A 17,887-nucleotide genomic window follows, 5' to 3' on the forward strand; every position below is an offset into this window, starting at 1 on the left:
TCAGTGTGCCCCGTGTCCGGCGGCCAGGTCCTCCACCCTGCGGGCGAGCTCGAAGTCCTTCTCGGTGACGGCGCCGCCCGCGCTGTGGGTGTGCACGGCGAGGGCGACCGTGTTGTAGCCGAGGGTCAGGTCGGAGTGGTGGTCCAGTTCCTCCTGCACCTGCGCGACGTGGACGACCATCGCGGTCGCCGCGAAGTGGGAGCCGAGCCGGTAGGAACGCGTGAGACGGCCGGCGTCGAGCGACCAGCCGGGCAGCCCGGCCAGACGCTCCTCGACCTCCTGCGACGACAGCGGTTCGACGGGCATGTGCTGCGCTCCTTCGCTGGTGGTGCTCGACGGACGGATCGGCTCCAGCGTGCCACAGCGCGGCCGCTCCGGCGCGGCCCGGCGTCGACTAACGTGCTGTGCATGACCGCACTCGTCTCCGGTACCGCCCCCGCCACCGACCGGGGCGTGGGCCCGCTGCTGCGGGCCTGGCGGGAGCGGCGCCGGGTCAGCCAGCTGGAGCTGGCCCTGCGCGCCGACTCCTCCGCCCGCCACATCAGCTTCGTCGAGACGGGCCGCTCCCGGCCGAGCGAGGAGATGGTGCTGCGCCTCGCCGAGCACCTGGAGGTCCCCGTACGCGAGCGCAACGCGCTGCTGCTCGCGGCCGGTTACGCCCCGCGCTACCCGGAGACCCCGTTGGACGACCCCGCGCTCGGCGCCCTGCGCGAGGGCATGGAGCGGCTGATCCGGGGCTACGAGCCGTATCCGGCGCTGGTCGTCGACGGGACGTACCGGGTGCTGGCGGCCAACCGGGGGATCACGATGCTGATGGACGGCGTCGCGGAGCACCTGCTCGCACCGCCGCTGAACGCCATCCGGCTGACGCTGCACCCTGAGGGGCTGGCGCCGCGCATCCGCAACCTGCGCGAGTGGCGCGGCCACCTGCTGGAGCAGATGGGACGGCAGATCGCCCTGCACCGCTCGCGGCCGCTGCGGGAGCTGTACGACGAGGTGGCGGCGTACCCGGTGCCTCAGACCGCGCCGGGCGGCGAGCCGGAGGAACCGGTGCCGTACTTCGCGCTGCCGATGCGGATCGAGCACCAGGGGCACGTCCTGTCGTTCATCTCGTCCATCTCCACCTTCAACACCCCGATGGACGTGACGGTCGCCGAGCTGGCCATCGAGACGCTGCTCCCGGCCGACCCGGCGACGGTCAAGTACCTTCACTCGCTGCTTCCCTGACCCTGCCTCAGGGCGGCGTACTGGAGCAGCGCGAACCCGGTCACGACGACGGCCTGGAGTACCGTCCACACCGCTCCGGCCGCGGTGGGCGTGAGCCAGAGCACGAGCGCGACGAAGCTGACGGCCGCCCAGGCCAGGTTGGCCTCGACGACGGCCCTGACCGCGAGCGCCGCAGGCCGGGGGCGGGCGGCCAGCAGGCCCACGCACCCGGCGTACACCGCGAGGAAGGCACCGAGGGCGAGCAGCAGCCCGGAGCCGGCGCCGAACCAGCGGCCGAGCGGGCCGGAGAGGGCGAGGTAGGCGAGCGCGTTGGCGCCGGTCACCGCCGCGTCGAGGGCGAGGAAGCGGCGGAGCATCAGCCGCGGCTCGGCCGTACGGGCGAGTGCGGCAAGCTGGTGCGTGGACATGACGAGTCAGCCTCCGTCGGTTCGGACATGCTGGAGGGCGGGCCGGGCCCCGGACCGGAGTGCGCCGGACCGGAACCCGGTGGCTCCACGATCCCGCCCCGGGCGGGCGGGGTCGATTACCCGCCGGGTAATGCCCCCGGTACCGGCCGGCTGATCCGTCCGGTCCCGGAAAGATCCACGAACACCCCTGTGAGACTGACAGAGGAACATGACAGACTGCGATGAGACTTGGGCGCGTTGGGGAGGCGTGGCGTGAGTGAGCGGCGGGCCGCACCCACCGTGGGCCAGGTGGTCCTCGGCAGACGGTTGCAGGAACTGCGGGAGACGGCGGGCCTCAAGCGCGAGGAGGCCGCCAAGGTGCTCCGCGTGGCCCCGGCGACGGTACGGCGCATGGAGATGGCCGAGGTCGCGCTGAAAATACCGTACGTCCAGATACTGCTGACGGCGTACGGAGTCGGCGCCGACGAGGTCGCGGCCTTCGTCGCGCTCGCCGAGGAGGCGAACCAGCCGGGCTGGTGGCAGCGGTACCACGACGTGCTGCCGGACTGGTTCAGCCTGTACGTGAGCCTGGAGGGCGCCGCGCGGATCGTGCGCTCCTACGAGCCGCACTTCGTCCCGGGCCTGCTGCAGACCGAGGACTACGCGCGCTCGGTCCTGGAGGCCGGGACGATCGGCAACGCGGGCGGCGACGCGGTGGAGCGGCACGTGTCCCTGCGCATGGAGCGGCAGCGCCTCCTCGAGCGCCAGGACCCGCCCCACCTGTGGGTGGTGATGGACGAGACGGTGCTGAGGCGCCCGGTGAGCATCCACGGCCGGGTGATGCGCGAGCAGCTCGACAAACTGCTGGAGTTCGCCGCCCGGGACCGCGTGACGCTCCAGGTCGCCGAGTTCGAGGACGGACCCCATCCCGGGACGTACGCCCCCTTCACGCTGTTCCGGTTCGCGGAGCCGGAGCTGCCCGACATGGTCTTCACCGAGTACCTGACGGGCGCCCTGTACCTGGACTCCCGCGCCGAGGTCTCGGCGCACCTGGAGGTCCTGGACCACATGACGGCGCGCGCCGCCTCGACCCAGCGCACCGAGAAGATCCTGCGCGCCTACCGCGAGAACTTCTGACCGGCGACGACCCTCACACAGCGAACGCAGCCCCGAGGAGACGACACCGCATGACCGGATCCGAGCCCGTGCCCGCGCCCCTCGACACCAGCCGGCCGCACCCGGCCCGGGTCTACGACTGGTGGCTGGGCGGCAAGGACAACTACCCGGTGGACGAGGAACTGGCGCGGAAGATCCTCGCGGCGGACAGCACGGCGGTGCGCGGGGCGCGCGCGAACCGCCGGTTCATGCACCGGGCGGTCCGTACCCTCGCCGAGGCCGGGATCCGCCAGTTCCTGGACATAGGCACCGGCATCCCCACCGAGCCGAATCTGCACCAGGTGGCCCAGGCGGTGGCCCCCGAGGCGCGGATCGTCTACGCCGACAACGACCCGATCGTCCTCAGGCACGCCGAGGCGCTGCTGCACGGCTCGGCGCAGGGCGCCACCGACTACGTCCACGCGGACGTCCGGGACCCCGAGACGATCCTGCGGCTGGCGGGCGAGTCCCTGGACTTCGACCGGCCCCTCGCCCTGTCGCTGGTGGCCCTGACGCACTACCTCGGCGACGCGGCCGACGGCGACGACGTGTACGGCCTGCTCAAGCGGTACACCGACGTGCTCGCACCGGGCAGCTTCCTGGTCCTCTCCCAGGTCACGCCCGATCTGAACCCGGAGGCGGTGGGCAAGGCCGCGGAGCTCTTCGCCCGGAGCGGCACGCCGTTCCACCCGCGCTCCCTCCCCGACTTCGCGCGCTTCTTCGACGGCCTCGAGCTGCTGGGCCCCGGCATCATCCCGGTCACCGGCTGGCGGCCGGACCCGGAGGACGTGGCGGCCCAGTCCGAGGGCATCGTGCCGGTGTACGCGGGGGTGGCCCGCAAGCCCTGACCCGGACGTCGAGGGCCCCGTGCTGACCCGTACGGGCGCCGCGAACGGGTGCGCTCCCGCGCCCGCCCCTAGGTTCGGGAACCAGGGCGAGCAAGGGAGCGCACGTGACCGAGACGCGGACACCGCCCACCGAGCCGGGCGCGGCGCTGCTGCGGGCGGGACGGTTCTTCCGGCCGGGCACCGCCGCACCCGACCTGCACAGCATCGGGCTGGTCGGCGGGCGGGAGTCGGACGCCTTCTACCGGGACCGCTGGAGCCACGACAAGGTCGTGACGTCGACGCACGGCGTGAACTGCACAGGTTCGTGCCGGTGGAACGTGTTCGTCAAGGACGGCATCATCACCTGGGAGACCCAGGCCACGGACTATCCCTCGGTCGGCCCGGACCGCCCCGAGTACGAGCCGCGCGGCTGCCCCCGGGGCGCCGCCTTCTCCTGGTACACCTACTCCCCCACCCGGGTGCGCTACCCGTACGTGCGCGGGGTGCTCCTGGACATGTACCGGGAGGCGAAGGCCCGGCTGAGGGACCCGGTGCTGGCCTGGGCCGACATCCAGGGCGACCCGGAGCGCCGCGCGCGGTACCAGCGGGCCCGCGGCAAGGGCGGCCTGGTCCGGGCGAGCTGGGACGAGGCGGTCGAGATGGTCGCCGCCGCCCACGTGCACACCATCCGCACCCACGGCCCCGACCGCATCGCGGGCTTCTCCCCCATCCCCGCCATGTCGATGGTGTCGCACGCGGCGGGCGCCCGCTTCCACTCGCTGATCGGCGCCCCGATGCTGTCGTTCTACGACTGGTACGCCGACCTGCCCGTGGCGTCCCCGCAGGTCTTCGGCGACCAGACGGACGTGCCGGAGTCGGGCGACTGGTGGGACGCTGCGTACCTGATCATGTGGGGCACGAACGTGCCGGTGACCCGCACGCCGGACGCGCACTGGATGGCGGAGGCCCGCTACCGGGGCCAGAAGGTGGTCGTGGTCTCGCCGGACTACGCCGACAACACCAAGTTCGCCGACCAGTGGCTGCACCCGCACCCGGGCACCGACGCCGCGCTGGCGATGGCGATGGGGCACGTGGTGCTCAAGGAGTTCTTCGTCGACCGGACGACCCCGTTCTTCGACGACTACGTGCGCCGCTTCACCGACCTGCCGTTCCTGGTGACGCTGACCGAGCGGGACGGGGGGTACGTCCCGGGCAAGTTCCTGCGCGCAGCCGACCTGGGGCAGGGCGGCGACGACGCGCTGTGGAAGACCGTCGTCCTGGACGAGACGACGGGCCGCGCGGTCGTCCCGAACGGCTCGCTGGGCTTCCGCTGGAACGAGGCCGACCGGGGGAAGTGGAACCTGGACCTGGGCGACGTGCGCCCCCGGCTGAGCCTGCACGGCCACGAGATGGCGTCCGGCGTGGAAGTGCTCCTCCCCCGTTTCGACACCGAGGGCGGCCCGCACGGCCAGGGGCGCGGGGACGTCCTGCGCCGGGGCGTCCCGGCGACGCGGCTCGGCGGGGCGACCGGGCCGCTGGTGACGACGGTGTTCGACCTGCTGCTCGCCCAGTACGGCGTGGCCAGACCGGACGTGCCGGGCGACTGGCCGGCGTCGTACGAGGACGCCGACGCGCCCGCGACACCCGCCTGGCAGGAGACGCACACCTCGGTCCCGGCGGCGGCCTGTGTGCGCATCGCCCGGGAGTTCGCGCGGACGGCGGAGCGCTCCAAGGGCCGCTGCATGATCCTGATGGGCGCGGGCACCAACCACTGGTTCCACTCCGAGACGATCTACCGGGGTTTCCTGGCCCTGCTCCAGCTCACCGGCTGCCAGGGCCGCAACGGCGGCGGCTGGGCGCACTACGTGGGCCAGGAGAAGTGCCGTCCGGTGACGGGCTGGGCGTCGCTGGCCGCCGCGTCGGACTGGTCGCGCCCTCCCCGCCAGGCGATCGGCACCGGGTACTGGTACCTGCACACCGACCAGTGGCGCTACGACCGCTTCCGCGCCGACGTCCTCGCCTCACCGCTGGGCGAGGGGCGGCTCGCGGGGATGGCCGGCGCGGACTGTCTCGCCCTGTCGGCGCGCACGGGCTGGATGCCGTCCTACCCGACCTTCGACCGCAATCCGCTGGAGCTGGGCGAGACCTTCGGCGACCCGGTGGCGAACGCGGTGGCGGAACTGCAGGCGGGGACGCTGAAGTTCGCGGGCGAGGACCCGGACGCGCCGGAGAACTGGCCGCGGATCGTGACCCTGTGGCGGGCCAACCTGCTCGGCTCGTCCGGCAAGGGCGCCGAGTACTTCACCAAGCACCTGCTGGGCACCCAGTCCTCGCTGCGGGCCGAGGAGGCGGCGCCCGGCGAGCGGCCCCGGGACGTGGTCTGGCACGAGGAGGCGCCCGAGGGGAAGCTCGACCTGCTCCTCTCGCTGGACTTCCGGCACACCTCGTCCACACTGCTGTCCGACGTGGTGCTGCCCGCCGCGACCTGGTACGAGAAGCACGACCTGTCCAGCACCGACATGCATCCCTACGTGCACGCCTTCTCCCCGGCGGTGAACCCGCCGTGGCAGGCGCGCACCGACTTCGACACCTTCAAGCTCCTCGCGGAGAAGCTGAGCGAGCTGGCCGAGGACCATCTCGGGGTGCGCAAGGACCTGGTGGCGGCACCGCTCCAGCACGACACTCCCGGCGAGATCGCCCAGCCGGGCGGCGTCGTACGCGACTGGCGGTGCGGGGAGTGCGCCCCGGAGCCCGGGAAGACCATGCCGAACCTCGTGGTCGTGGAGCGCGACTACACGGCGATCGGCGCGAAGTTCGCGGCGCTGGGACCGCTGGCGGAGACCAAGGGGCTGCCCGCCAAGGGCATCACCCTGAAGCCGGACGAGGAGGTGGCCCGGCTGCGGGACCTGAACGGCACGGTGCGCGGCGGCCCGGCCGACGGGCGTCCGGCCCTGGACACGGCGGTGAAGGCGGCCAACACCATCCTGGCCCTGTCCGGCACCACCAACGGGCGCCTGGCCACCCAGGGTTTCCACACCCTGGAGGCGAGGACCGGACAGGAGATGGCCCACCTGGCCGCCGAGCAGGAGGGCAAGCGGATCACGTACGCCGACACCCAGGCGGCGCCCGTGCCGGTGATCACCTCGCCGGAGTGGTCGGGCAGCGAGGCCGGAGGGCGGCGCTACACGGCGTTCACGATCAACACCGAGCACCTCAAGCCCTGGCACACCCTCACCGGCCGGCAGCACTTCTTCGTCGACCACGACTGGATGCACGAGCTGGGCGAGGCGCTGCCCGTCTACCGTCCGCCGCTGGACATGCACCGGCTGTTCGGCGAACCGCGGCTGGGTCCCGACGGGCACCACGAGGTGACGGTCCGCTACCTGACCCCGCACAACAAGTGGTCCATCCACTCCGAGTACCAGGACAACCTGTTCATGCTGGCGCTGTCCCGCGGCGGTCAGACCATCTGGATGTCCGCCGAGGACGCGGCGGCGATCGGCGTCGCCGACGACGACTGGATCGAGGCGGTCAACCGCAACGGCGTGGTGGTGGCCCGCGCGATCGTCTCGCACCGCATGCCGCCCGGCACGGTCTACATGCACCACGCCCAGGAACGCACGGTCAATGTGCCCCTCACGGAGACCACCGGGAAACGCGGCGGCGTCCACAACTCGCTCACCCGCCTGCTTCTCAAACCGACCCATCTCATCGGCGGCTACGCCCAGTTGTCCTGGGCGTTCAACTACCTGGGCCCGACGGGCAACCAGCGCGACGAGGTGACGGTGATCCGCCGCCGCTCCCAGGAGGTCGAGTACTGATGCGCCCGATGGCCCAGGTCGCGATGGTCATGAATCTCGACAAGTGCATCGGCTGCCACACCTGTTCGGTCACCTGCAAACAGGCGTGGACCAACCGGCGGGGCATGGAGTACGTCTGGTTCAACAACGTCGAGACCCGCCCCGGACAGGGCTATCCGCGCCGCTACGAGGACCAGGAGAGATGGCGGGGCGGCTGGGAGCTGAACCGGCGCGGCGCCCTGAAGCTGAAGGCGGGCGGCCGGTTCAGGAAGCTCGCCGGGATCTTCTCCAACCCGCGGCTCCCGGAGATCAAGGACTACTACGAGCCCTGGACGTACGACTACAAGAACCTCACCGACGCTCCGCTCGGTACCGACTACCCGGTCGCGCGGCCCGTCTCGCAGCTCGACGGCAAGCCGATGAAGATCGGCTGGTCCTCGAACTGGGACGACAGCCTGGGCGGCGCCCCCGCCTACGGCGACCTGGACCCGATGGTGGAACGCACCCGGCAGCAGGCGTCCGAGAAGGTGCGCTTCGCCTACGAAGAGACCTTCATGTTCTACCTGCCGCGCATCTGCGAGCACTGCCTCAACCCCTCGTGCGTGGCGTCGTGCCCGTCCGGGGCTCTGTACAAGCGCTCGGAGGACGGCATCGTCCTGGTCGACCAGGACCGCTGCCGGGGCTGGCGGATGTGCGTGACCGGATGCCCGTACAAGAAGGTGTACTTCAACCACCGCACCGGCAAGGCGGAGAAGTGCACCTTCTGCTACCCGCGCATCGAGGTCGGCCAGCCCACCGTCTGCTCGGAGACCTGCGTGGGGCGGCTCAGGTATCTCGGGGTGGTCCTGTACGACGCCGACAAGGTGACCGCGGCCGCCGAGACGCCGGACGAACGCGAGCTGTACCAGGCGCAGTTGGGTGTCTTCCTGGACCCGGAGGACCCGGCGGTGCGGCGGGCCGCCGAGGACGCCGGGATCCCGTTCGACTGGATCGAGGCGGCCCGGCGCTCCCCCGTGCACGCCCTGGTCAGCAAGTACAGGGTCGCGCTTCCCCTGCACCCGGAGTACCGCACGATGCCGATGGTCTGGTACATCCCGCCGCTGTCGCCGGTCGTCGACGCGCTGACGGAGACGGGGCACGACGGCGAGGACGCGGACAACCTATTCGGCGCGATCGACACGCTGCGCATCCCGCTGGAGTACCTGGCCGAGCTGTTCACGGCCGGTGACACCGGGCCGGTGCGGGCCTCGCTGGAGAAGCTGGCCGCGATGCGCGCCCACATGCGGTCGGTCAACCTCGGGGAGGAACCCGATCCGGTCGTGGGCGAGGGCGTCGGCATGCGAGCGGCCGAGATCGAGGAGATGTACCGGCTGCTGGCGCTCGCCAAGTACGAGGAGCGGTACGTGATCCCGACGGCGGCCGTCGGAGACGCGCACCGCCTTGAGGCGTCCGCACTGCCGGACACGTGCAGCCTCGACACCGACGGCGGGCCCGGCATGGGCGGCGACGGGCCCTTCGGAGCGGACTCGGGGCGCAGGCGGCTGCCGCTGGTGCCGGTGGAGAACTTCCACATCCTGCGCGGGCGGCAGACCGCCGACGACGAGAGGGAGGTCTGATCCGATGCCCGGCTTCGAGGTGCTGTACCAGGCGGCGGCGCTCTGTCTGACGTATCCCGACGACGACTTCCGCGCCCGGCTGCCCCTGCTGCGGGAGGCCGCACCGCAACTGCGCGGTTTCACCGACCATGCGTCGGCGACCGAGCAGGGCGCACTCCAGGCGCACTACGTCGAGGTCTTCGACTTCAGGAACCGGCACAGCCTGTACCTGAGCTGGTGGACCGACGGCGACACCCGCAACCGCGGGATGTCCCTGGTCCGGTTCAAGGAGCTGTACCGCGCGCACGGCCTGGAGTTCACCGGTGAGGAGCTGCCGGACTTCCTGCCCGCGGTCCTGGAGTTCGTCTCCCGCACCGGGGACATGGAGATGCTCACCGAGCACCGCGCCGCCCTGGACCAGCTGCGCTCCCGGCTCACCGCCTTCGGCACGCCCTACGCCTGCGTCCTGGACGCCGTGTGCGCCACCCTGCCGCCCGCACCCACCGGAGCCCGCCGATGAACGTCTTCCTGTGGGGTGTTCTGCCCTACGCCGCCTTCGCGCTGCTGATCGCGGGCCTGGTCTGGCGGCACCGCTACGACCGCTTCGGCTGGACGACGCGTTCGTCGCAGGTCTACGAGTCGAAGCTGCTCAACATCGCGTCACCCGTCTTCCACTACGGCATTCTCTTCGTGCTGGCCGGTCATCTGATCGGCCTGTTCGTCCCGGCGTCCTGGACGCAGGCCGTCGGCATCAACGAGCACGCGTACCACCTGTTCTCGCTCTACGGCGGCACCTTCGCCGGGGTTCTCGCGGTCGCGGGCATCGGCATCCTGATCTACCGTCGCCGCACCAACGCGCCGGTCTTCCGGGCCACCACGGCCAACGACAAGCTCATGTACGTCTTCCTGCTCGGCGCCCTGCTCCTCGGCATGATCGCCAAGCTCTCCGACACCTCGGGCAACGGCTACGACTACCGGAGCACCATCGCCCCCTGGTCGCGCAGCCTGTTCACGCTGAACCCGAAGACGGAGCTGATGGAGGGCGTGCCGGTGCTGTACCACGTGCACGCGGTGGTCGGGATGGTGCTGGTCGCCCTGGTGCCCTACACGCGTCTGGTGCACATGTTCAGTGCGCCCCTGCAGTACCTGACCCGCCCGTACGTGGTCTACCGGTCGCGCGACCCCAGGCAGCTGGGGCCGCGCCCGGACCGGCGGGGCTGGGAGCGCGCGGGCTCCTAGCCGGTTAGGCCAGCTTGGCGGTGAGGGTGATGGTCGTGCCGGTCAGGGCCTGGCTGACCGGGCAGTTCTTCTTGGCGTCCTCGGCGGCGGCGACGAACGCGTCGTTGTCGAGGCCGGGGACGGTGCCCTCCACGGTGAGGTGGATTCCCGTGATGCCCTCACCGGGCTGGAAGGTGACGTCGGCGGAGGTGGTGAGCTTGGTGGGCGGGGTGCCGGCGCCGGTCAGGCCGTTCGACAGCGCCATGGAGAAGCAGCTGGAGTGGGCGGCGGCGATCAGCTCCTCGGGGCTGGTCTTGCCGTTCGCCTGCTCGGCGCGCGACGGCCACGACACCGGCTGCTCGCCGATGCCGGACGAGTCGAAGGTGACGACACCCTTGCCCTCGAACAGGTTGCCTTCCCAGACGGTGTGCGCGGAGCGCGTGGTTGCCACGGCGGTTCCTCTCGAATTCTCTTGCTGTAGCTGGGCGGTGGGAGCCCGGCGGCCGGGTTCCCGCCCCCATCCGATCACACTCCGGCTCAGCTCACCCGGAAGACCGGCCCTCGGGCGGTGAACGGCAGCCGCGCGCCCTGCGGAATCAGGTAGGCGTGCTCGCGCCGCACCCGCAGCGCGTCGCACCAGCCGTCGGTGATGACGAGGACCGGCGCGGTGGGCGGGAAGTCGTCGGCGCGCAGCAGCAGGTCCACGCCGGGCTGCAGGACGGTGCCGCCGCGGCCGTGCACCCGCACCCTCCCGGCGATGTCCGTGACGGGCAGATATCCGGCGTCGTGGGGCGCGGCGTCGCAGTACACGACCCGGGCGGCGGGCACGTCGCGGGCCTCGGCGTAGGAGGCGATGGCACCGAGCGCCTTGCCGAGCAGGGTGCGGTCCATGGAGCCGGAGGTGTCCAGGACCACGCCGAAGGTGCAGCGGGCGATCTCCTCGGGCGGGAAGTACCGTCCGGCGCGCGGGATGTCGGGGGTGGCGGCCTGGCGCCGCGAGGGGCGGGCGTACGAGCGGACCGGCTCGGGGCGGGGCACGTACGCGTCGAACCAGCGGGCGAGGCGGGCGTCCCAGGGCAGGGGCGGGTGGCTGAGGGCGCGGATCTCCTCGACCAGGCCGCCGGGCAGGAAGCCGCGCCCCTGCTGCTGGTGCAGGTCGAGGCCCTGGGCCAGGCCCCGGCGGTAGAAGCCGTCGAGGTCGACGCAGTCGCGGGGGGAGCCGAGCGGGCCGCCGAGGATGTCTCCGACGCCCTTGCCGCGCAGGGTGGACAGGCGGCGCATGCGGCGCAGGTCGTCGGCGATGCGGTCGTAGACCTCCTCGGCGGAGAGCCCGGCGAGCTCGGGGTCGTGCAGCAGGCCTTCGGGCATGGTGCCGACCTGCATCTCGACGAGCCAGCCGTTGATGACGTAGTCGCAGGCGACGTTGAACAGGTACGGGTCGCGGGTGCCGCGGCGGTCGCCGTGGCGCAGGGCGGCGTGCAGCATCTCGTGGGCCAGGACGAAACGCCACTCCTCGTCGTCGTACCGGCGCAGGGGGTTGACGTAGATCTCCCCGGCCTCCGCGTTGACGGCCGCGACGGAGATGCCGTGGGTGCGGGCGAGTTCGGCGTCGGCGACGAGGGTGATGCCCGCCGCGATGCCGCCGAGCAGCGGGTAGGAGGAGACGAACCAGCTCAGGGCCCGCTGCCAGGGCTGCAGACGGGTGGGGCCGCCGAGCATGGCGTCGCGGCGGCCGCCCGCGAGGTCGAGGGCGGTGGACATGGTGCGGGTGAGGGCGTGGGCGAAGGCCAGTTGCCAGTCGGGGGCCTGCCCGTTCCAGCGGTCCCAGGGGACGAGCAGCTGGTCGGGGTCGCCGCCCGCGGTCCCGCAGTGCTCGTAGGCGGCGGGGATGCCGCCCTGGCGGCGCCAGGCGGCGGCGATGCGCTCCTCGTCGCCGTCGGGGTAGGCCGGCGGCAGGTGGTCCGGGGTGCGGCCGACCGGGAAGGTCAGGAGGAAGCGGTTGACGACGGTGCAGCGGGCGGCGAGGTCGTAGCGGTCGGGCTGGACGCGCTCGCCGGTGGCCGCGGGCACGTGGCCGAAGCCGAGATGGATCAGGGCGTGGGCGAGGGCCCAGGCCCAGTCGGCGGGTTCGGCGTGGCGGGTGGGGTTCAGGTGGACCCGGCCGTCCGAGTCGACCCGGGCGAGGCCCTGCCGGGGTGCGACCTCGCACTCCTCCTCCCGGCACAGCTTGACCTCCATGGCCGCGAGTGCCGGGTTGGCCCACGCCAGCTGCACACCCTTGGCGCAGTCCTCGGCGGCCGGGTCCTTCTTCTTCTGCCGCTGCTTCTGCTTGCGGACGCGGCTCACCGGCGGGCCTCCACCAGCCGGGGCATGTCGCGGGCGGCCTCGACCAGGAACCAGGCGGGCAGGACCGGGTTGCCGTCGGCGTCGGAGGCGATGACGCTCTGGGCGACCTCGACGGAGATCTCGGCGAGCTGTACGAGCAGCGACTTGGCGCGGTAGGCGGTCTGGCGGCCGTTGGCCGACATGTGCTCCTTGCTCGCGGGCAGTTCCTTGACCAGGCGGCCGCGGAAGGACTCGGCGAGGTAGTAGAGCAGGTCGCGGTCCTCGAGGCGGTGCGGCCAGCGGGCCTCGCCCTTGAGGATCGCCTCGATGCCGAAGCGGCTGCGGACGATCTTGACGTAGCCGCAGAAGGCGGTCGCGTGGGCGGGGGTCAGGGTGCCGTGCGCGAGGACCTTCAGGGTCTCCTCGTCGAGGTCCCGGCCGAAGGAGTGCAGGGCGTCGGAGAGCATGTGCCAGGAGCGCGGGGTGGAGAACGGCTCCTCGGTCTTGGGCGGCTTGGACCACAGGTGGTCGGGGCGGTCGGTGAGGTGGTCGGTGATCCAGGGGTGGATGCCGTTCTCGCCGGCCCAGACCAGCCAGTCCTGCGCGCAGGCGTCGAGGTGGACGTGGGTGAGGCGGTTGACCAGCGCGGAGGCGATGGGGCGGGCGAGCGCGTTGTCGGTGGCGCGGTTTCCGGCGCCGATGACGATGGAGCCCTTGGGGAGTTCGTAGTTCCCGATGCGGCGGTCGAGGATGAGGGAGTAGAACGCCTTCTGCACGTCCGGGGTGGCCGCGTTCAGCTCGTCCAGGAAGAGGCAGTACGGCTCGTCGCGGGCGATGGCCTCGGGCGGGCAGAACACCGACCGGCCGTCCCGGATCTGCGGGACGCCGATCAGGTCCTCGGGCGCCAACTGCGTGCCGAGCAGGCTCACGCACTCCAGGCCCAGCGAGTCGGCGAAGTTCCTCACCAGGGAGGACTTGCCGATGCCGGGTGCGCCCCACAGGAAGACCGGCCGCACCGTGGCGAGGCCGAGCAGCAGTTCCGGGAGGCGGGCGGGAGTGACGGTGACGGCTGCCTGCACGCAGGGGCTCCTCGGAGGGCGAAGGGTCGGGAGGCGACCGGCCCAGTGTGCGTGCCCGCGGTGTCCCCACGCAGCCCAATTACGGGGCGGTGGGCTCCTCGGCGCGCCGCCTGCGGGCCGCCATCACCGCGTACACGAGCACGCCCGCGAACAGGAACAGCACACCTTGGTAGACCGCCGCGTAGCCCGCGCCCGCGACCAGCCACAGCGAGAACGCCGCCGCGGCCGACGCGATCACGCCGTCCCTCACCAGGCGCGCCCGGTCGACCTTCTCGCCCTGCCCGGAGACCAGGTGGAAGAGCTGGGCGGCCGTGGCCAGGAGGTACGGCACGGTGGCGGTGAAGGTGGTGACGAGGACGAGGACCTCGAAGACCTTCGCCGAGCCGGACGTGTAGTTGTAGACGGTGAGCAGCGAGGCGAGGACCACGGTGACGCCGACTCCGACGGTGGGCACCCCGCGCCGCTTGCGGGCGAAGGCGGCCGGGAAGAGGCCGTCCTTGGCCGCCGCGTACGGGGTCTGGGCGCTGAGCAGGGTCCAGCCGTTGAGGCAGCCGGTCATCGAGACCAGGGCGGCCAGCGCGACGGCCCAGCCGCCCCAGGCGCCGCCGAACATGGCGTTCACGGCGTCCGAGAAGGGGGCCGAGGAGGTGACCAGGCGGTCGTGGGCGACGGTGCCGAAGACGGAGAGGGTGCCGAGGAGGTAGACGAGGGCGGCGCCCGCGGTGCCGATGACGGTGGCCCGGCCGACGGTGCGGCGCGGGTCCCTGACCTCGCCGGCGCTGACGGCGGCGGACTCCACGCCCAGGTAGGAGAAGAGCAGGATCGCGGCGGCGGCGGAGACGGCGCCAATGCCGCTGGAACCGCTCGCGTTGAACGGGCCGAGGTTGTCCGGGTCGAAGAAGAACAGCCCGCCGACCGCGACGAGCAGCAGCGGCGCGAACTTCAGCACGGTGGAGACGAGCTGGACGGCGCCGACGTAGCGGGTGCCGGCGAAGTTGGCGAGCGCGGGCAGCCACTGGATGACGAGGGCGGCCAGGCACGCGGACCAGCGGTGGTCGTTCACCGGGATCAGGACGTCGAGGTAGCCGACGGCGGCGACGGCGAGCGCCGCGTTGGACACCCAGGTGGTGATCCAGTAGGTCCAGGCGGCGAGGAATCCGGCGAAGTCGCCGAAGGCGCCGCGGGCGTAGACGTAGGGGCCGCCGGTGCGCGGGTCGCGGGCGGCGAGACGGCCGAAGACCAGAGCGAGCGCGATGGCCCCGACGGTCAGGACGCCGAAGGCGAGCAGGCTGATGGTGCCGAACGGGGCGACGGAGGCCGGGAGCAGGAAGATGCCGCCGCCGATGACGTTGCCCATGACCAGGGCGGTGGCGACGGGGAGCCCGAAGCGTCGGGCGTGCCGGGTGCTCTCGGATACGGGGGCCGCGGGGATCTCCCGCGGTTCCGGAGCCGGTGGGGGGACGGTCCCGGTGACGTGCATGGGTGGTGCCTCTCATGGAACGGGTCCGGGATCGCCGGACCGGCCCATGGTCGGGCACGGCCCTGCCTCGTTCCAAATCAGGCGCTTTTGTCCTGTACGAGCCCGTCCGCGACGGGAAAAGGTGCTCCTTCGACGACGTTCGGCCGTGGATTCTCCGCCTGCACCGGCACCTGGGGGCCGTTCGACTCGCGCAGCCAGTGGCGCAGCACCCGGTGGATCCGCTCGGCGCCGACGAGTTCCTCGCCCTGGCCGGCCGGCGCGGACAGCACCGTCGGGGAGAGCAGGAAGGCGTGCGACTGGGCGCCGCCGAGCCCACCGTGGGAGCCGATCTGCTCCTCGAAGGCGAGGACCTCGCCGTCTGCCGGGTCGTGGAAGGAGTTGACCATGATGTCCGCGGTGTGCGGGAAGGAGTGGGTGCGGCGTACGGCGTCGGCGGCGCCGGGGCCGAAGGGGGCGAGCGGCCCCGGGTCCTCGTCGAGCCGGTCCAGGGGCACCTCCGCGCCGTGTGCGCCGAGCACGACGCCGCCGTGTTCCTCGCTGCGCACCAGCAGGAAGCCGATGCCGGGGTGGTTGGCGAGGGTGGGCAGCAGGGCGGGGTGGCGGGCGTCGATCTCCTCCCGGGTCATCCGGTGCGGGACGTCCGGGAAGGAGACCAGGCCCAGGTTGCCGGAGGCCAGCACGATCGGTTCGGACCGGCGTCCGGCGGGGGTGTCGGCGGGCCGCTGCTGTTCGGCGCCCTCCTCGACGGGGCGGTGCAGGGCGGCCCGTACGGTGTTGCGCGCCTCGGCGCCGCTGCGGGTGCGCCGGGCGCTGCGCGGCACGGGCAGTCCGCAGCCGGCCCGCACCAGGTCGGCGAGGGTCAGGCCGTAGCGGGCGCGGAAGGTCTCGCCGGGGCTCTGGCCGTGGTCGGACAGGACCACGATCCGGTACGGGCGCGGGGCGTGCTCGGCGACGTTCTGGATCAGCGCGAGAGCCCGGTCGAGCCGCTGGAGGACCTTGGCGGCGTCCCGGCTGGCCGGCCCGGAGTGGTGGGCGACCTCGTCGTAGGCCACCAGGTCGGCGTAGACGGCGGTGCGGCCGGCGAGCATGTCGCCCATCACCGCGGCGACGACGACGTCGCGCTCGACGACGGTCGCGAAGGCGCGGACGAAGGGGTAGAGGCCGCCGCGGGAGACGCGCGGGCGGACCTTGTGGACGCGGGCGCGGGTGGACTGGCCGATCTCCCGGCACACCTCGGCGACGAAGGACATCGCGGTGCGCACCGCGTTGGCCGGGTCGGAGAAGTAGGCGAAGTACCCGGACCTGGATCGGGTCTCGCGGCTGCGGCGGCGGGTGGCTATGGACAGCACGAGGGCCTGTTCGTCGGCGCCGCCGCCGAACAGATTGCCGCGGCTGGCGCCGTCGAGGCTGAGCAGTCCCCCGTCGCCGGTTCGTTCGACGGCGCGGTACTGGAGTTCGGCGGCGCTGGTCGGGCGGTTGCTGACCATGACCTCGCCGGTGTCCTTCTCGTACCAGCGGAACGCGGGGACGTCGTGGTTGCTGCCGTGCAGGATGCCGAGCTGGCTGGCGCCGGTCTGGCTGGACCAGTCGGTGCGCCAGGGGTCGAGCCGGTGGGTGGCGGAGGTGCCGTCGCGGCCGAGCCAGCGGGCGACGGTGGGCATGACGCCGCGGTCGACGGCGTCCAGCAGGACGTCGTGGCCGACGCCGTCCAGTTGCAGGAAGACGGTGCCGGGTCCGGCCGGGCAGGGCGGCCCGGATCTGCGGCGACGGTCGGCGAGGCGGTAGAGGCGGCGCCGGTAGGCGTCGTCGTCGCGCACGGCCAGGGCGCCGCCGGTGGCGGAGGCGACGGCGGACATGACGGCGGCCACCACGACCGCCGTCTCGGGGGCGACGCCGCCGCGTCCGGCCGGGTTGACGTCGATCGCGAGGAGCAGCAGCCCGCCGTTCAGGAAGAAAACCAGCAGGCCGAGGACGAGGGCCGGCACCAGGAGCAGCAGGCGGACCATGAGCGGCCAGACCAGGGCGGAGAGCAGACCGAAGGCACCGGCGCCGACCGCGGCGGTCATGGCGATGTCGGTCGCGCTGTCGCCGTCGGGCGACTGGAGCCGGAAGTCCGGCAGGATTCCGGCGAGCACGAGCATGGTGAGGGTGGACACGGCCCACACCGCGACACTGCGCCCGATCTGGCTGGCGACCCGGCGCCAGCGGCCTCCGCTCACTTCCCGCACACCTCACGTCCCCGGCCCGTCGTCCGTGCGGGCCTTCCCCACCCTGCCACAACGCCCGGGAGTGCCCGTTTGTCCCCCCGGGTCCGGTTCACACCCCGGGGTGGTGGTCAGCGGCCGTCGTACCCGGCCGTCGGCATGGACAGTCTGCGGTGCACGCACGCCTTCATCCGGGCGTCGTACGACGGTTCGGCGTGGCCGACGGTCTCGACGCGGACGCCGCGCCGCGCGCACTCCGCGGTGAAGTCGTCGACGGAGGACAGCGCGCTCTCCAGCACCCGGCGGCTCGGTGCCACGAACAGGTCCTGCCCGGGGCGCACCCCCTCCCACAGGGCGTCGTGGTCGTGCCGCAGCCTGCGCACCAGCAGTTGCCGGGCGACGACGTAGCCGTGCTCGGCGGCCCAGCGGGCGCACATGGCGTGCTGGCTGCGGGAGTCGACCAGGAAGGGGTCGTCGTCCAGCTGTTCCAATGGCGTCAGACTCGCGATCGCCGTCACCCGCACCGGCCCCATGGTGTCCCCCCTCACCTCCCGTCACCTCCCGTTTTCGCCGCCGACCCTACTCCTGGAC

At 72.4% G+C, this 17,887-nt stretch carries 15 protein-coding genes; 7 read left to right on the forward strand and 8 right to left on the reverse strand.

From position 1 onward, the window contains the following. A complete protein-coding gene (locus NI25_RS05735; RefSeq protein WP_061441408.1) occupies positions 1-306 on the reverse strand; it encodes a 4a-hydroxytetrahydrobiopterin dehydratase in 306 nt (101 codons plus the stop codon). Between the two features lie 102 nt (positions 307-408). Here NI25_RS05735 and NI25_RS05740 point away from each other — a divergent pair, with 102 nt between their 5' ends. Next, on the forward strand, positions 409-1,227 hold the full coding sequence (locus tag NI25_RS05740) for a helix-turn-helix domain-containing protein (protein ID WP_061441409.1): 819 nt from the start codon (positions 409-411) through the stop codon (positions 1,225-1,227). On the opposite strand, the gene NI25_RS05745 is transcribed toward NI25_RS05740, so the two are convergent. Continuing rightward, a complete protein-coding gene (locus NI25_RS05745) occupies positions 1,209-1,634 on the reverse strand; it encodes a hypothetical protein (RefSeq protein WP_061441410.1) in 426 nt (141 codons plus the stop codon). The genes NI25_RS05740 and NI25_RS05745 overlap by 19 nt on opposite strands. A gap of 252 nt (positions 1,635-1,886) precedes the next feature. Between NI25_RS05745 and NI25_RS05750 the strand changes: the two genes are divergently transcribed. The 6 genes from NI25_RS05750 to narI all read left to right on the forward strand — a co-directional run bounded on the left by NI25_RS05750 (position 1,887) and on the right by narI (position 10,229). Beyond that, a complete protein-coding gene (locus tag NI25_RS05750) occupies positions 1,887-2,750 on the forward strand; it encodes a helix-turn-helix domain-containing protein (RefSeq protein ID WP_061441411.1) in 864 nt (287 codons plus the stop codon). A 50-nt stretch (positions 2,751-2,800) separates the two neighbouring features. Further along, positions 2,801-3,616 (forward strand): SAM-dependent methyltransferase, encoded by an 816-nt coding sequence (locus tag NI25_RS05755; RefSeq protein WP_061441412.1) that lies wholly within the window; start codon positions 2,801-2,803, stop codon positions 3,614-3,616. A 104-nt stretch (positions 3,617-3,720) separates the two neighbouring features. Beyond that, entirely contained in the window at positions 3,721-7,416 is a 3,696-nt protein-coding gene (locus NI25_RS05760; RefSeq protein WP_061441413.1) for a nitrate reductase subunit alpha, read from the forward strand. Beyond that, a complete protein-coding gene (gene narH, locus NI25_RS05765) occupies positions 7,416-9,011 on the forward strand; it encodes a nitrate reductase subunit beta (protein ID WP_061441414.1) in 1,596 nt (531 codons plus the stop codon). The genes NI25_RS05760 and narH overlap by 1 nt, the downstream gene beginning before the upstream one ends. A 4-nt stretch (positions 9,012-9,015) precedes the next feature. After that, positions 9,016-9,510 carry a nitrate reductase molybdenum cofactor assembly chaperone gene (gene narJ / locus NI25_RS05770; protein WP_061441415.1) on the forward strand — a complete coding sequence of 165 codons (495 nt, stop codon included), beginning with the start codon at positions 9,016-9,018 and terminating at the stop codon, positions 9,508-9,510. Continuing rightward, positions 9,507-10,229 (forward strand): respiratory nitrate reductase subunit gamma, encoded by a 723-nt coding sequence (narI, locus tag NI25_RS05775; RefSeq protein ID WP_061441416.1) that lies wholly within the window; start codon positions 9,507-9,509, stop codon positions 10,227-10,229. Before narJ ends, narI begins: the two co-directional genes overlap by 4 nt. 4 nt (positions 10,230-10,233) lie before the next feature. Here narI and NI25_RS05780 read toward each other — a convergent pair whose 3' ends face one another. The 6 genes from NI25_RS05780 to NI25_RS05805 form a co-directional block, all read right to left on the reverse strand. Continuing rightward, positions 10,234-10,659, reverse strand: coding sequence for an OsmC family protein (locus NI25_RS05780; protein ID WP_061441417.1), 426 nt, complete (start codon positions 10,657-10,659; stop codon positions 10,234-10,236). An 86-nt stretch (positions 10,660-10,745) separates the two neighbouring features. Next, entirely contained in the window at positions 10,746-12,554 is a 1,809-nt protein-coding gene (locus NI25_RS05785; protein ID WP_061441418.1) for a DUF2201 family putative metallopeptidase, read from the reverse strand. Continuing rightward, positions 12,551-13,612, reverse strand: a complete 1,062-nt coding sequence (locus NI25_RS05790; RefSeq protein ID WP_061441419.1) for an ATP-binding protein — start codon at positions 13,610-13,612, stop codon at positions 12,551-12,553. The genes NI25_RS05785 and NI25_RS05790 overlap by 4 nt, the downstream gene beginning before the upstream one ends. A 79-nt stretch (positions 13,613-13,691) precedes the next feature. Next, positions 13,692-15,092: an amino acid permease gene (locus NI25_RS05795; protein WP_061441420.1), complete on the reverse strand. Its 1,401-nt coding sequence runs from the start codon at positions 15,090-15,092 to the stop codon at positions 13,692-13,694. A 77-nt stretch (positions 15,093-15,169) separates the two neighbouring features. Further along, positions 15,170-17,311, reverse strand: coding sequence for a phage holin family protein (locus NI25_RS05800; RefSeq protein ID WP_228955070.1), 2,142 nt, complete (start codon positions 17,309-17,311; stop codon positions 15,170-15,172). Between the two features lie 116 nt (positions 17,312-17,427). Further along, entirely contained in the window at positions 17,428-17,829 is a 402-nt protein-coding gene (locus NI25_RS05805) for a hypothetical protein (protein WP_061441422.1), read from the reverse strand. Positions 17,830-17,887: the final 58 nt, after the last annotated feature.

This window comes from Streptomyces sp. CCM_MD2014, assembly GCF_000772045.1.
Lineage (GTDB): Bacteria > Actinomycetota > Actinomycetes > Streptomycetales > Streptomycetaceae > Streptomyces > Streptomyces salinarius.